Genomic DNA, 15,865 nt, shown 5'->3' with positions numbered 1-15,865 from the left:
ATGAACGCATTTTCACGCATAAAAAAACGCTATTTCTTTGCGCGTTTCCAGGAACGTATTAAGATTATGATGATTTCTTTCTATGTCCTCTCTATCCCCTCTGCCCATTCTGGACCTCTCGCTACTTGATAGTCGCGAAGTGTGGATGGCTATTGCCGAGGCGGAGCGCCACCTTGCCGAGCTCAAAGGGCTCTGCGAAACCCTTCCTAATCAGGCGATACTGATCAGTACCCTCTCGATCCAAGAGGCGAAGGACAGCTCGGAGATCGAGAACATCATCACGACCCATGATGAGATCTTCGCTGATCGTGAGGAGGAATCGGCGAACGGTTCCGTGAAGGAGGTGCGCTACTATGTCGAGGCGCTACAGGGGGGTTTCGAGGAGGTGCGTAAGAGCGGCCTGATCCGTCTGAAAACGCTGCTGGATGTCCAGACACGGATCGAGCCGAAGAAGGCGGGTCTAAGAAAACTGCCGGGTACCGTTCTGAAGAACCCTGCATCGGGAAGGATCGTCTACGAGCCGCCACAAAGTGCTGCGGAGGTGGAATCTCTAATGAACAACCTGATTGACTTTCTTCATGCGGAGGATGATCTGAATCCAATCCTTCGTATGGCGATCGCGCATCATCAGTTCGAGAGCATTCATCCGTTCTATGACGGAAACGGCAGGACCGGCCGCATCCTGAATTTGTTGATCCTCCAGAAGGAGGGTCTCCTTGATCTGCCGGTACTCTACCTGAGTCGATATATCACCACTACGAAGGGTGAATACTACAGGCTGCTGCAGGAGACGCGTGAGAAGGGACTCTGGAAGGATTGGTGCCTCTATATGATCCGAGGCGTCTCGATGACGGCCCGTAGCGAAATCGCGCTGGTGAAGTCGTTGCGCGCGCTCATGCAGGAGACGAAAGTGAAGATCCGGAGCCGACTGGAGAAAATCTATTCGCAGGATCTGCTCAACAATCTCTTCCGCCATCCCTACACGAAGATCGAGTTCGTGGAGAAGGAGCTCGGTATCTCGCGCGTCACCGCTTCGAAATATCTGGAGCTGTTGGTCACCGAGGGACTCCTCCGCAAGGAAAAGAGGGGGAAAACCAACTTCTTCATCAACGAGCCGCTGTTCCAACTGCTGAGCAATGTCTCCCTTCGATGAACAAAGCCGAGAGATGAGGCCTTTTGGCGCGTCTTTTGCTCTCTGTTGACTTGAACCCAACCTCCAACCTTTTATTCTGAACCGATGTCCGCCGATCCAACCGCACTCTATTCCCGCAAGAATCCCTTTCCCGCGAAGCTCAAGACGAACCGCAGCCTCACTGGCCCGGGGTCGGCCAAGGACACCCGCCACTTCGAGATCGATCTCGCGGATTCGGGACTCGCCTACGAGGTCGGCGATTCGCTCGGTGTGTTCCCGACGAACAATCCCGTACTTGTCGAGGAGATCCTCGGCGTTCTCGGTTTCAGTGGTGAGGAAGAGGTGACGGATCCGAATGGGAACACAATCACGATCCGCGAGGCCCTGACCCGCAGCTATGTGATCACCGAGAAGGACAAGAAACTCCTAGCTGCCATCGCGGAGAAGGATCCTACGGCAGCCCACTTTATCCCGATGACGACCCCGGAGGGACGGGCTGAACTCGAGGCCTATGTCGCGGGGCGCGAGGTGATCGATCCCCTGCTGGCTCATCCCGCTGCCAAGTTTACGCCAGAGGAATTCGTGAAGTGCCTGCGCAAGCTGCAGCCACGTCTCTACTCGATCGCCTCGTCGCAGAAGGCCAATCCCTCGGAGGTTCATCTCACCGTGGCAGCGGTTCGCTACGAGACCCATGGCCGAAAGCGAGAGGGTGTCTGCTCGACCTTCCTTTCCGACCGTGCGGACAATGTACCCGTTCCCGTCTTCGTCCATACGGCCAAGCACTTCCGCGTTCCCGAGGATCCTTCGACCCATGCGATCATGGTCGGCCCCGGCACGGGAATCGCACCCTTCATGGCCTTCCTTCAGGAAAGGAAAGCCACCGGCGCCACGGGCAAGAATTGGCTCTTCTTCGGCGATCAGAAATCCGCCACCGACTTCCTCTACCGCGAGGAGCTGGAGGCCTGGCAGAAGGAGGGTGTCCTCCACAAACTCTCAACCGCCTTCTCACGCGATCAGGCCGAGAAGGTTTATGTCCAGCACCGCATGCTGGAGGAGGCTGAGGAACTCTTCGCATGGCTTGAGCAGGGTGGCTATTTCTATATCTGTGGCGATGCATCGCGCATGGCCAAGGATGTCGACACCGCCCTTCATCAGGTGGTCGAGAAGGCTGGAGGCAAGTCCCCTGAGGAGGCCGCCGCCTATGTCGAGGAGCTGAAGAAGTCGAAGCGCTACAGGAAAGACGTCTACTAGGGCGTTCAATAGAACTGGATGGACTTCCAATTACGTTGGAAGGAGATCCTGCTTGTATGGAATTGGGTGACGGAGGCATGATGCAGACCTATGTCCTACACGCTGCCTCCTCTTCCCTACGCTTTCGACGCCCTCGAGCCGCACATCGATGCGCGCACGATGGAGATCCATCACGATAAGCATCACGCTGCTTATATCAATAACCTCAACAACGCCCTCAAGGATCATCCCGAGCTTGCCGCCAAGCCGGTGAATGAACTGATCGCAGATCTCTCCGCGGTTCCAGAGGCAATCCGCCCGGCCGTCCGCAACAACGGCGGCGGTCACTCCAACCACACCTTCTTCTGGGAGATCATGGGACCAGGCAAGGGAGGAGCACCTGTCGGCAAACTTGCCGAGGCCATCACCAAGGCCTTCGGCAGCTTTGACGAGTTCAAGGCCAAGTTCGAAGAGGCCGGTGTCAAACGATTCGGCAGCGGGTTCGCCTGGCTCATCGTGAATAAGCAGGGCCAGCTGGAGATCATCTCCTTGCCCAACCAGGACAGCCCCTACATGGATGGTAATAAGCCAGTGATCGCCAACGACGTCTGGGAGCATGCCTATTACCTCCACTATCAGAACCGCCGCCCCGATTATCTCAAGGCCTGGTGGAACGTGGTCAACTGGGATCATGCCGAGCAGAACTATCAGACCGCGTTGAAGTAGTTCCTTTTGGCCCAGGGCGTCGTTGCTGCGCGCTCGCCGTAGGTTTTGCTACGGCATCGCTTGCGACGCCTAGCCCTGAACCAAAATCAACACCTTTAGAAAGCCCCGCTCCGGAAACGGCGCGGGGCTTTTATTTAAGGATGAAGTCAGAAGGATGAATGATGAAGGACTGCCGCCGCAAAACGCACGGTGGTTGAATTTCCGAATAGTCTAACAGTCTTCAGCCTAACAGCCTCGTTGCGATTACCCCATTCCCGATTACCTATTCCCCATAACCCACAGCGGCCCTAGCCGCCGTGTCCGCATCGATCAGTTCATCCAGAGTCGGATGCTGCACGAAAGGCACTTCATCCATGGCCCGTGCCACGCTTTCCCAGATGCCGGTGAAGCTGAGTCGTCCGGCAAGGAAAGCCTCCACGGCCGACTCATTCGCGGCATTCAGCACGGCCGGGAGCGTTCCGCCTGCTATTCCGGCACGGCGTGCTAGCTCTAGAGCGGGGAAGAGATCGGCTCTGGGCTCTTCGAAATCAAGACGACCTACTTTCGTCAGATCGAGCGGTGTGCAGGGGCCGGCAAAGCGCTCGGGATAGGTGAGCGCGTACTGGATCGGCAGCGCCATGTCGGTCGAGCTCATCTGGGCCATGATCGAGCCGTCCACAAACTCCACCATCGAGTGGACGATGCTCTGCGGGTGGATCACCACGTCGATCTTCTCCATCGGGATGTTGAAGAGCCAACGCGCCTCGATCATTTCTAGTCCCTTGTTGAAGAGGGTTGCCGAGTCGATCGAGATCTTCCGACCCATCGACCAGGTCGGGTGACGCAGTGCCTGCTCGGGGGTGACTGAGGCCAGATCCGTCGCAGAAGCTTTGCGGAAGGGCCCTCCCGAGCAGGTCAGAATCAGCCGCTTCACGGTTGAGAGGTCTTGTCCTTCGAGGCATTGGAAGACCGCATTGTGCTCGCTGTCGACGGGGAGAACCCTGCCTCCCGTCCGCTGTGCTGTCGCCATTACCTGCTCACCGGCCATGACCAGGATCTCCTTGCTAGCGACTGCCAAATCTTTGTCGGTTTCCAGGGCGCGAAGAGCGGGCTTCAGTCCCGCCGTGCCCACGATTGCGACCAGCACAAGATCAGCCCCCGGCATTGCGGCTAGAGTCTCGAGGCCATCCGCCCCATGCAGAACCTCGCGTCCCGGCAGGTTGGAGCGGAGTGCGGCCGCCCCCAACTCATCCCCCGCGCAAATCCTGGCGGCGGGAAACTCGCGAGCGATTTCCAGGAGGCGATGCACATTTTGTCCGCCGGAGATGCCAACAATCTCGATCTTATCAGACAGGGCGCGCGCCACGCGCAGGGTACTCTCGCCGATGGAGCCGGTAGCCCCAAGGACGACGACTCGTTTCTTCATAGGTGCAGCAGAAAGAGCAGGATGAAATAGAACAACGGCAGGGTGAAGAGCAGGCTATCGATCAGGTCGAGTCCGCCGCCTATGCCGGGCAGTGCATGACCGGAGTCTTTGCTGTGCACCGAGCGCTTGAGCAGGGATTCGGCCAGGTCGCCGGCGACTCCCGCAATCGCCAGAAGCAGCGACAGGCCGTAAACCAGCATTAAGGAAAAGGGAGGAAGATGCTGCCCGAAGAAGTGAAAGACCCCCCAGCCCACGGCCACACCCAGCACAACACCGCCGAGAATTCCCTCCCAGGTCTTCTTAGGACTGATATTCGGGAAGAAGGGTGTGCGTCCGAAGAGGCTTCCGCAGAGGAATGCCCCCACATCGGTGAATTTCGTCACCGCCACCACGAAGAGAACCAAATACTGGCCCGTGAGGTGGCCCTCGGAGGTCCGGGGCGTGAAGTAGAGCAGCTTAGCCATGAAGAGGAAAAGCCACGGAATGTAGATCACCCCCAGGAGGGTGAACGTGATCCCCTCGGCCGTGGCACGGCCTGGGTTGTTGCGGCCATACTCCCGCAGGAAGAGAGTCATCACGAAGAAAGCCATGACCGCCGCCTCGCCCGGGAAGATCGCAAACCGGATGACTGGGTCCGCAGATTGCAATAGCCAAAAATTCAGACCAATCAGCAACAGGGCTACTGTCATGCCCATGCCCCGATGGTGGGAGATCCCTCCAGCTTTCAGCAGGGCGAAGTACTCCCAGAGCGCCCCCAGGGCAGGGATGCTGATCAGAATTGCAAAGGCTATTTCCGAGCGGAGCCTGTAGGCGACGATGAGTGCCCCCCATAGGATCACGGTACTGACAAGGCGGGGTAGGAAAGAGGAGGGGAGTGAACGCATTCCGAGCTGTTTAAGTTAGAAACACCCCCGTTAAAGGCAAGCCGCCGTTTTCCGATTGCTCCCCCGAAGGGGAGGTCTACGCTGTGGGTTCACCGAATCATCAACCCTATTCCCCGAACCATGGCCAAAGAAGACGCATCCGCCGACAAAGCAACCGACAAAGCCGCCACCGCGCGTGCCAAGAATCTCGACCTCGCCATCCAGGCTATCGCCAAGGACTACGGCGACGGAGCCATCATGCGCCTTGGTGAGGCATCCGCGGTGAACATCGCCTCCATCCCGACCGGTAACCTCCTCATCGACCGCGCCCTTGGGGTCGGCGGATTTCCGAAGGGCCGCATCATCGAGATCTATGGCCCCGAGTCCTCGGGAAAAACTACCCTCACTCTCACCGTCATCGCCCAGGCCCAGAAGCGCGGTGGCGTCGCCGCCTTCATCGACGTCGAGCACGCTCTCGATCCCAGCTATGCTCGCAAGCTCGGGGTGAATCTGGAGGAGCTCCTTGTCTCCCAGCCCAGCTCCGGCGAAGAGGCCCTCCGCATCTGCGAGACGCTCATCCGTTCCAATGCCGTCGATGTCGTCGTGCTCGATTCCGTTGCCGCACTGGTCACCAAGTCCGAGCTCGAGGGAGAGATCGGCGACTCCGTCGTCGGAGCGCAGGCCCGCCTCATGAGCGCCGCGATGAGGAAGCTCACGGCCTTCATCTCGAAGTCCGACACCTGCTGCATCTTCACCAACCAGATCCGCGAGAAGATCGGCGTCATGTTCGGCAACCCCGAGACCACGCCCGGAGGCAAGGCGCTTAAGTTCTACGCCAGCGTCCGTGTCGACATCCGCCGCATCGGCGCGATCAAGCAAACCGACGGCACCGTCACCGGCAACCGTACCCGCGTGAAAGTCGTGAAGAACAAGGTCGCCCCTCCCTTTACCGAGGCCGAGTTCGACATCATGTACAACGAGGGAATTTCCTGCACGGGCTCGCTGCTGGATCTCGCCCTCGAGAAGAATATCATCGAGAAGCGCGGCTCTTGGATGGGCTACAAGGGGAACAACATCGCGCAGGGGCGTGATGCTGCCAAGGAGCTGCTCAAGTCCGACGCCGCCCTCTACGCGGAGATCGAGGAGGCCGTGAAGGCCGCCCTCGAGGCCGACGCCGCGGGCAAGAAGTAGACCTTCGGAAATATTAATCTGGAACTCAGCCGTAACGGCTGCGAAGCAAGGGCCGGGCTAGCAAACTCAGGAAAAGACCTGAGTAATACAGAGAGAACAGGCCTCACTCCGCAAGCCGCGGGTGGGGCCTTTTTTCGGTTCATCCGCAGAAAGTGAATTTATCCCGAGGCCTGAGGGAAAATGAAGGGTTCGGATCGCGGGAGCGATCGAAGCAAAGGGGGATCCTATTATTAACCACGAAGGGCAACCCAAGTGGGATCCAAGTTAGAGAAACCAAGATGGGTCGGGGCTGTTAGCATGGGCTCCGTTAAGACGGAGCTGGGTTACTGAATGAAGTGCCTCTGCAAGCTAGCTTGCGAGAGCACATCAGCTCAGCAACCGCCCCGCAGTACATCCGTGACGGGTGCACTGCGTCCATGCCTGTATTTCGCTAACAGGTTTCAGTCTAATAGGCTGGCATCAGTCCTTTTCAGTTACCTTGGATGGTCCTTTGTCGGTACTTCGTGGTGAAATTCTGCATTGGCTTGTCTTCAAGAATACTCCTCTGTTGCGCCAACTCATAACAGTTAAGGGCCCTACACACTCCTTGCGGAAGATCCCTTTTTTCTAAGTTTCAGAGCATTAAGAATCCCATCGGTTCCTGAGTTCTTGAGTTCCCGATTCATTCGTCGATCTCTTCGGGCTTGCCGCACACGGTTGATTTCTCAATAATTTACTCTTCCCGACCGGTTTTCTCCGGATGGGAAACGCCTATGGCACGCACGCTTTCCTTACCTTCGAAATCCAAAAAGACCGCCGTGAAAAAGGTGGTCCGTCTCGCAGCCCCCAAGGTTGTAGCAAAAAAGGCGTCTCCTAAGTCCCTCAAGCCCCTGAAGACTAAAGGCCCTGCCAAGACTGGTAAAAAATCCCCCACCAAGCCGATTGCTGCAAAAGCCCCGGCCAAAGCGCCCACCAAAGCTGTTACTGCCCCACCCAAGGTGACTTCCTCCGATTTCTCCAAGTCCCCCTTCAACTCCTCTTTGAAGCCAGCCGAGAAGATCGGCTTCCTGCGCGAAATGCTCCGCATCCGCCGCTTCGAGCAGCAGGCGCTGAAATACTATAATCAGGGGATCATGGGTGGCTTCCTCCATTTGTACAACGGCCAGGAGTCGGTCGCGGTTGGCACCGCTTCCCTGATGAACGGCCACGACGAAATCATCACCGCCTACCGCGACCATGGCCACGCCTTGGCTGTCGGCATGGGAATGAACGAATGCATGGCCGAACTCTTTGGCAAAGGCACCGGCTGCTCCAAGGGGAAGGGGGGCTCGATGCACTTCTTTGCTCCCGACAAGCATTACTGGGGCGGTCATGGCATCGTCGCCGGCCAGACCCCGCTTGGCCTAGGCCTCGCCTTCGCAATCAAGTACAAGCAGATCAACGGCTGCGCAGTCGCCTTCCTAGGTGACGGGGCGGTGAATCAGGGAGTCTTCAGCGAGTGCCTGAACATGGCCGCTCTCTGGGATCTTCCGATCGTCTATGTCATCGAGAACAACGGCTATTCCATGGGGACTAGCCTCGAGCGTTCCTCGGCCGTGAACGGCTCACTGGCCAAGCGTGCCGAGGGCTTCTGTGTCGAGTGGGCCACCTGTGGCGGCTTTGACCTCTACGAGCTACGGGCCAATCTCGGAGCCGCCATGGAGCGTGCCCGCAAAGAGTCCAAGCCAATGGTCCTCGAGGTCTCCACCTACCGCTACTACGGCCACTCTGTCGCCGATGCGAATGCCAAGAAGTACCGCGCACCCGAGGAGATCGAGCTCTACAAGACTGACTACGACCCGATCACCCGCTGGCAAAATCAGCTGCTCAAGGAGAAGACGGTTACCCAGGCCCAGATCGAGAAGATCGATGACGAGGCCAAGGCCGAAGCCGCCGCTGCTGCAGAGTTCGGGATCGCCAGCCCCTGGCCCTCGGAGGAGAGCATCTTCGAGGACATCTACCACGAGGTGGATCACAAGACCGAGGCCGGCCAGACCGGCCGCTTCTTCTTCAGTGAGTAGTTTTATGGTTCTGCTCCCACTTCAGCCTTTAGCCTTTAGCCTTTAGCCTTTTTAGCCTTCAGCCTTTTCCCCGCATGCCTCTCATCACTTACCGCCAGGCTCTGAACGACGCGTTCGCCGAGGAGCTCACCCGCGACGAGAACGTCTTCCTCATGGGTGAGGAAGTCGCCCAGTACAACGGCGCCTACAAGGTCACCGAGGGTCTCTGGAAGCGTTTCGGCTGCAAGCGTGTCATCGACACGCCGATCAGCGAAGCCGCTTTCCTCGGTCTAGGCGTCGGCGCCGCCATGATGGGCCTGCGTCCGGTGGTTGAGCTCATGTTCTGGAGCTTTGCCTATGTCGGCTTCGACCAGATCATCAATAACGCCGGCTGCATCCGCTACATGTCGGGCGGACTCATCAATGTCCCGATGGTCATCCGCGGCCCTGCTAATGGGGGCACGAATGTCGGTGCGACCCACTCCCACACCCCGGAGAACTTCCTGGCGAACACCCCGGGCCTGAAGGTCGTCTGTCCCGCCACTCCCTACGATGCGAAGGGCCTCATGATCGCTTCCATCCGTGATAATGATACCGTCTGCTTCATGGAGAACACCCTTCTCTACGGTGACCTCGGCGAGGTTCCGGACGGTTCCTACACCATCCCGCTCGGCGTCGCCGACGTGAAGCGCGAGGGGCTTGATGTCTCCCTCATCGCCCATGGCCGCGCCGTCCTCACCTGCCTTGCCGCCGCCGAGATCCTAGCGACAGAACATGGCATCGAAGCCGAGGTCGTTGACCTGCGCTCCATCCGCCCGCTCGACGAAGAGACCATCCTCAATTCCGTGGCCAAGACTCACCGCGCCGTCCTAGTCGACGAGAACAAGCCCTTCTGCGGCGTCAGCGCGCAGATCGCCGCGCTGCTTGCCGAGCATGCCTTCGACGACCTGGATGCCCCCGTCCTACGCGTCACGGCTCTTGATGCCCCGGCCATCTACAGCATGCCACTCGAGAAGCTCCAGCTCCCCGACGCCCAAGCCGTCGTCGCCAAAGTCCTGTCATCCTTCTGATTCCACAATGAATTTACTCCGCGCCTCTGCGCCTTTGCGCGAGAACATGCAGTCCTAGAATTTTCACCCTTCTGACCTAACAGCCTTCAGCCTAAACCGCTAACAGCCTACCTCCTACTCCCATGCCCGAGATCACGATGCCCAAGTTGAGCGACACCATGACGGAGGGCACCCTCCTGCGCTGGCACAAGAAGAAGGGGGACAAGATCGAGGTCGGCGACATTCTGGCTGAGGTCGAGACTGATAAGGCAACCATGGAGATGGAGTCCTTTGAGGAGGGCACGCTCGCCGACATTTTCGTTCCCGAAGGTGGCAAGGTCCTAGTAGGCGCCGCGCTGGCCCTTGTCCTGAAGGATGGAGAAAAAGCCGGAGACAAACCGAAGGCTTCTGCCCCGGCTACTTCAACTTCAACTGCAGAACTTTCAACTCCTCAGGCCCGTCCCGCTATCTCTTCCGGCCGTCCTCTCACTCCCCGGGCTCGTGCCGCCGCTCTCCGTACTGGTGGTGGAGCCGGTGGAAATGTGAACGCAGGCGTTCGCGTGAAATCGACCCCACTTGCCCGCAAGATCGCTGACGCCCGCGGGGTCCGGCTCGATGCCGTCAAGGGCACAGGCCCCGGTGGACGCATCATCGCTTTTGACGTCGAGAGTGCTCCAGTAGGCTCCCCGGCTCCTGCCTCCGGCTCATCCCCCGTCGCCGCTATTCTCCCGACCCCGATCGCCGGGATGCCCGAGACCAAGGTTCCTCTTTCCGGCATGCGCCGTGTCATTGCCGAGCGTCTGCTCGCGAGCAAGACCCAGATCCCGCACTTCTATCTCTCTATCGAGATCGACGCCGCACCGATGATGGCCTTCCGCAAGGAATACATCGCAGCCAGTGGTGGCAAGATTACCTTCAACGATATCGCCCTCTCCGCCGTGGCCCGCGCCGCCATGCAGAAGCCGAAGGTCAACGCCGCCTTCGCCGGCGACAGCATTGTCCAGTACGGCAGCGTGAATCTATCCGTGGCCATCGCCGTCGAGGATGGCCTCGTCACCCCGGTGATCCGCGATGCGCAGAACCTCTCGCTCAAGGAGATCAGCGCCGCAGTGAAGGATCTCGCGACCCGCGCCCGTGACAAGAAGCTCAAGCCCGAGGAATACGCGGGAGGCACCATCACCGTCTCCAACCTCGGCTCCTACGGCATCGAGCAGTTCTGCGCTATTGTGAATCCTCCCCAGGCCGCGATCCTCGCCATCGGAACCATCGTTAAGAAGCCCGTGGTCAACAGCCGCGACGAGATCGAGATCGGCCACCGCATGAGCATCACCCTCAGCGGCGACCATCGCGTGGTGGATGGAGCGGTGGCGGCGGAGTATATGACGGCTCTCCGCAAGCTTCTCGAATCGCCTGCCCTGTTACTTCTGTAACAGGAGGCTTGGGATATCAGCGGAGATTGTACTAGGGCGTGCCCACGCCGCTCGCCCCTAAAGGGGTTGCCTGCGGCACTACAACCTACTCCCGCCAGTAGTAGGTTTGCTGTGTTAGCGCCCGCGGTCGCCGTAGGACTACTACGGCTTGAACGGCACTTTGCTCCCGCAAAGCTGTGCCGCCCTATCGGATTCCGCTACGCGGAATTCTCCGCACCTCATCCCTGAGGCTTGGTTCGCCTTGGCCGCCTTGCTCACCATCCGATCTTCCAATCCTAGAAGACCACCTGACTACGGCTCAGAGGGTTAGGGGTTCACGACTCCCATCTACTGCACACTCGCCCCCCCACGTAGTTATATCGGAATGAATTGGGTTTGGGTTTGTTTACAGTGGTACTTCTTGTTGAGAGTTCAGGAGTGCTTCCATGCTTTGAAGTTTGCTCCTACTCCAATCTGTCGCAGTGAGAAATCCTACCAGACATGGCTGGGGCACCCATTCTCAATCTGCACGAAATCTATAAAGGTCGGTGGATTGGATTATTGGAATGCTAGTATCAAACATTTTGAACCCTAAAGCGGACACCACTAATCGGACAAAATACGCTATGGCTTCTTCTATTATGCCATTGTATCACAATTAGAATCTGCCACCATCGCACAGCTTGCCGAGACCGAGGACTTTATAGGTCCCGGCAGGCGTACCACTCTACAAACCCCTTTTGACAATCCAATCATGCACGACCAATCCCACGGACCCCTCGGTTTATTCCTAAACCTCAGCGGATTAACGCAGTCATTCATCGCTATTATTGCTTTGATGACGGTGTTTTTTCACGTTCGATTTAACGCAAAGGCTGTTGCTTCAGCCCCTGCAATTCTGACCACGGCTGGAATCTTTGCTACATTCTTAGGTATAGCGATCGGACTTACTGATCTAAATCTGGATGATACTCATATTTCAGAGAGCGTTCATCAATTGCTGGGCAGTCTCCAGACGGCCTTCTGGGCATCTGTGGCAGGGGTGGGTGCGGCACTAACAATCAAGCTCAGGGATTATTGTTTCGGGCATACTACAATAGAAGGAGACATTACCCACGGGGATGAGGTCACGGCCGCTGATCTATTATCCAGCTTGCATGCAATTCAAAAGGGATTGGTTGGAAGCGATGAGGGGACTCTTCTCTCCCAAATGAAGCTTTCCAGGCAGGACTCAAACGACAAGCTTGACCAACTCAAGGATGCTCAACTCAAAGCACTGGAAAAGCTTTCTCAAATGAGTTCCCAGACTCTTGTTGAGGCGTTGAGAGATGTCATCAAGGATTTCAACCAGAAGATCACTGAGCAATTTGGGGAGAATTTCAAGGAACTCAATCAGGCAGTAGGTAAACTCCTAGAATGGCAGAATCAGTATAAGGAATCTCTAGAACTGACCACCAGCAAGCTTGGAATAACAGCGGATCTTCTCTCAAAGGCCACGGCTGACTACTCACAGGTTGTTGAACATTCTACCAAGTTCTCTGATGTTGCTACTGGGCTGGGTCACATGATGGTTTTCCTAGAAGAGGAAAAGAAAAAACTCGAATCTGTCTCTGCGGCTCTTGCAAACCTTTTAAACAGTGCTTCGGGGAGCATGCCTGAGATTGAGAAGAAAATCCTTGGTATCACCGAACAGCTTTCTAGCTCATTTAAGGAAAATCAGAGCATGCTCTCTGGTGCCATCACTACAAATCTCAAGGTGATTTCAGAATCCATAAGCAAGGGACAGGAAGTCGTACAAGCCTCTATCAAAGAGTCGTCTAAACACCTTTCTGAATCTATAGCAGCGAATCAGTTGAATCTTAATAAAGCGCTTGCCGATATTGCCAAAGGCATGACTGAAAATCAGGAAGATCTCAATACTTCAATGAAATCTAACTCTGACAAGATGAGGGAGTCCGTAGCTGACTTGAATCGTGGTCTTCTCGAAGCAAATGATCAGTGCGGAAAGCAATTCACGGAGCTTGCCGATAAGGCCAGAGAGAATGTCATCCTCTTGGACAAGGCACTCACTGAGGAGTTGAACAAGTCCCTCACAAGTCTCGGGAGTCAACTGACGGCACTCTCCCAGCAGTTTGTTCGTGATTATACTCCCCTCACGGAACGTCTTCGCCAACTTGTAGATATAACCCCTAGATAGTTGTAAATGTCTCTCAAGAAGATATTTCGGAAGAAGGTCGACGGGTCACCAAAGGATGACCATTGGATACCTTTGAGCGATCTCATGACGGGCCTGATGATGGTGTTCATGCTCATTGCCATCCTTTACATGGTGCAGCTTCAGCAGGAGAAGAAAAAGGCGCTGCCCACTCCAACTCCCACGGCATCCCCGACCCCCACTGCTACTCCCGCAGCAACACCAACGCCCTTACCTGCAATTGTAGCCGTGGCAACAAAGTACGCAGATACAAAGAGCGATCTATATAACGACTTGTTTATAGAGTTTCATAATGACCTTCCAAAATGGAAAGCAAACATCGATGAGAAAAGCCTATCTATAAGGTTTGAAGAACCAGATGTCTTGTTCGACACAGGACAATCCATTCTTAAAAAGAGCTTCAAAAACATACTTAATGACTTTTTCCCGAGATATATCCGGATTCTTACAAAACCCCAATATAGCACAACAATTGAAGAGATCCGAATAGAGGGGCATACATCTTCTCAGTGGAACGGATCGTTAAATCCGGATGATGCATACTCAAAGAACATGGATCTGTCCCAGTCCAGAACAAGAGCTACCCTATCCTACGTACTTACTCTTCCCGATATCCAATCCAAAAAGGAGTGGATGATCAGCCACTTTACAGCCAACGGATTGTCATCCTCACACATTAGAAAGAATGACGATGGCACAGAAAACCCTCTCCTTTCGCAACGGGTTGAGTTCAAGGTCAAAGCTAACGCTGATGAGATCATCAGTGAGATGGCAACTTATTCAGGCAAGTGAAACTACCAGACTTCAAAATCGATTCAGAACTGAATCGTTTAAAGTCATTGATGGGAATTTCACAAAATAGCTTTGGAAATTTCAACCCTGAGACCCCTACTGAGGGACGTCTCACCTTAGAGGAGCTTAAAGCAATCGATTCAGGGGTAGGGCTTGAAGTCGATTTGGGAGATCTTACATTCCTTCAAGATGGGACGCTGGCTTTAAAGGATAGAAGAGTTCTTCTATATATCAGGGACATACATATTTTTAGAAATAAGTCTATTGAGGATAGCTTCCCAAAGTACCACTTTTATAACTGCTCGACCCTCCAGCGTATGCAGTCGATGAATAGATTTCATTCTAAGTACAAAGTAGCGGCCGAAATGACTGGCGTGTTTGAAATGAACGTCTTCACTGACAAACGTCCAAATAATCAGAAAGTTGCACTAAGGGTTTGTATCTGCTGCTTGAAGGAATTGCCTTTTCCAGATTTCGGAACCCTGACAGGACAACCTCGAAAAGACTATATTACTGAATTCAAGCCCAAGCATTTCTTTGATAACTTTCCTAAAAGACACAACTTCACGATCATCCCCAAAAAGTCAGCAATGACGTCGCCTTTAAATACCTATCCAGTAAACTGGGATCAGATCAGTAAGGGGGTAAAAGAGAGGGCAGGTTGGCGTTGTATGAATCTCTCCTGCAATAGGTTGCTAGTCGGAGAACATAGAAAATACCTTCATGTCCATCACAAGAACGGCGATAGAAGTGATATCTCTAGCAGTAATCTGATTTCTTTGTGCATTGATTGTCACTGCAAGGAGCCAATGCATGCACATCTGAGAAGCTCCCCTGACTACAACAAATATAAGGTGCTTGTTTTCACAAAAGAGATCTAGGGCGGTGCGTAAGATATTATCTTCTAAAAGTACTCTTCAAAGGCAGCCCTGAAAGTATTCAGGTGCAAGGGAAGTAGCTTCTCCTCAATGGGAGTCTGATAGCCACCGGCTAGGACAAAAAAGAGGGGTGTACCGCTCTTGTGAAAATGAGCAAAGACCATTCTGTCCCGTTCAAGCATTTGCTCTGTGTTAAGGATGCCGGTACTCATCGGGTCATCGACATGGGGATCTGCACCAGCCTGATAGATGATCAGATCAGCACTCCACTCTCGAGCACAGTTGAATCCCTCAAGGAGCGCTTTTTTGTAATTCCTGAATGAATTGGGAGTCGTTTTGATGTTCCGGCAAATGCTCCTATCACTCTCGTGCATCCCCCAGTTAGTGCCATTGATGGAGAAGTTGAAGAGGTTGGGGAGTTTCTTGGTGAATTCAGCCGTTCCGTCTCCGCAGTGCTCGTCGCAGTCCAGCACGAAGATCTTCTTCTCCGGGAATTCTTGAGCCACGAGTGCGAGACCATTAAAAGTGCAAAAACCTGATCCACGTTCCGGTTGGGCGTGATGGAAACCCTGGGCAACATTGGCAGCGATCCCGTGCTTGAAGGCGAGGTTTGCTGCCTCGATCTGCCCTGCATTGATAGCAAGAACCCCTTTGCGGATCTGTGGGGTCCAGTCCCAGCCCTGAGAACTTGCAAGTCGTCCCTCGCCAGTGATGAACGCCCGGACATAGTCCGGATTATGGAGGGATCGTAGTTTGTCCCGATCAACTAACCCCGGATCCCGCAGTGTGACGTAACCGGCAGCTTCAGCTGCACGGGCGACAGGCGCCAACTTCCTCATGCTGGCTGTCGGAGTATCGGCTGAGTAGGTATCTGAAAAGCAGGTTGGAATTTTTGAGACCGACTGCGTATTTGCATCCTGAGATTTCATCAGTGGTTTGCTTAGTCTCATCTCCACC

The 15,865-nt window shown here is 55.2% G+C and carries 13 protein-coding genes; 10 read left to right on the top strand and 3 right to left on the bottom strand.

Features of this window, described 5'->3' with window-relative positions; translation table 11 throughout:
* Positions 1-82 precede the first annotated feature (82 nt).
* The 3 genes from K8R57_06035 to K8R57_06025 all read left to right on the top strand — a co-directional run bounded on the left by K8R57_06035 (position 83) and on the right by K8R57_06025 (position 3,088).
* Positions 83-1,153, top strand: a complete 1,071-nt coding sequence (locus tag K8R57_06035; GenBank protein MCE9587857.1) for a Fic family protein — start codon at positions 83-85, stop codon at positions 1,151-1,153.
* A gap of 84 nt (positions 1,154-1,237) precedes the next feature.
* Positions 1,238-2,383, top strand: coding sequence for a sulfite reductase subunit alpha (locus K8R57_06030; GenBank protein MCE9587856.1), 1,146 nt, complete (start codon positions 1,238-1,240; stop codon positions 2,381-2,383).
* 90 nt (positions 2,384-2,473) lie between these two features.
* Positions 2,474-3,088 (top strand): superoxide dismutase, encoded by a 615-nt coding sequence (locus tag K8R57_06025; GenBank protein MCE9587855.1) that lies wholly within the window; start codon positions 2,474-2,476, stop codon positions 3,086-3,088.
* A 262-nt stretch (positions 3,089-3,350) separates the two neighbouring features.
* Here the strand turns inward: K8R57_06025 and dxr are convergent, their stop codons facing one another.
* Positions 3,351-4,493 (bottom strand): 1-deoxy-D-xylulose-5-phosphate reductoisomerase, encoded by a 1,143-nt coding sequence (gene dxr, locus K8R57_06020; protein MCE9587854.1) that lies wholly within the window; start codon positions 4,491-4,493, stop codon positions 3,351-3,353.
* A complete protein-coding gene (locus tag K8R57_06015; protein ID MCE9587853.1) occupies positions 4,490-5,377 on the bottom strand; it encodes a phosphatidate cytidylyltransferase in 888 nt (295 codons plus the stop codon). The genes dxr and K8R57_06015 overlap by 4 nt, the downstream gene beginning before the upstream one ends.
* A gap of 120 nt (positions 5,378-5,497) precedes the next feature.
* Here K8R57_06015 and recA point away from each other — a divergent pair, with 120 nt between their 5' ends.
* From recA to K8R57_05980, 7 genes are all read left to right on the top strand, one after another.
* Positions 5,498-6,547, top strand: a complete 1,050-nt coding sequence (gene recA / locus K8R57_06010) for a recombinase RecA (protein MCE9587852.1) — start codon at positions 5,498-5,500, stop codon at positions 6,545-6,547.
* Positions 6,548-7,602: 1,055 nt separating this feature from the next.
* Positions 7,603-8,586 carry a pyruvate dehydrogenase (acetyl-transferring) E1 component subunit alpha gene (locus tag K8R57_06005; protein MCE9587851.1) on the top strand — a complete coding sequence of 328 codons (984 nt, stop codon included), beginning with the start codon at positions 7,603-7,605 and terminating at the stop codon, positions 8,584-8,586.
* A gap of 74 nt (positions 8,587-8,660) precedes the next feature.
* Complete coding sequence (locus tag K8R57_06000) at positions 8,661-9,635, top strand: alpha-ketoacid dehydrogenase subunit beta (protein MCE9587850.1); 975 nt, start codon at positions 8,661-8,663, stop codon at positions 9,633-9,635.
* A 122-nt stretch (positions 9,636-9,757) separates the two neighbouring features.
* Complete coding sequence (locus tag K8R57_05995; GenBank protein ID MCE9587849.1) at positions 9,758-11,044, top strand: 2-oxo acid dehydrogenase subunit E2; 1,287 nt, start codon at positions 9,758-9,760, stop codon at positions 11,042-11,044.
* 733 nt (positions 11,045-11,777) lie between these two features.
* Entirely contained in the window at positions 11,778-13,220 is a 1,443-nt protein-coding gene (locus tag K8R57_05990; GenBank protein ID MCE9587848.1) for a hypothetical protein, read from the top strand.
* Positions 13,221-13,226: 6 nt separating this feature from the next.
* Positions 13,227-14,030, top strand: coding sequence for an OmpA family protein (locus tag K8R57_05985; GenBank protein ID MCE9587847.1), 804 nt, complete (start codon positions 13,227-13,229; stop codon positions 14,028-14,030).
* On the top strand, positions 14,027-14,911 hold the full coding sequence (locus K8R57_05980) for a hypothetical protein (GenBank protein MCE9587846.1): 885 nt from the start codon (positions 14,027-14,029) through the stop codon (positions 14,909-14,911). The genes K8R57_05985 and K8R57_05980 overlap by 4 nt, the downstream gene beginning before the upstream one ends.
* A gap of 23 nt (positions 14,912-14,934) precedes the next feature.
* Here K8R57_05980 and K8R57_05975 read toward each other — a convergent pair whose 3' ends face one another.
* Entirely contained in the window at positions 14,935-15,837 is a 903-nt protein-coding gene (locus K8R57_05975) for a histone deacetylase (GenBank protein ID MCE9587845.1), read from the bottom strand.
* Between the last annotated feature and the right edge of the window lie 28 nt (positions 15,838-15,865).

It is taken from the genome of Verrucomicrobiota bacterium, assembly GCA_021413925.1.
GTDB lineage: Bacteria > Verrucomicrobiota > Verrucomicrobiia > Chthoniobacterales > UBA6821 > UBA6821.
This window is presented reverse-complemented; position numbering and strand designations above follow the sequence as displayed.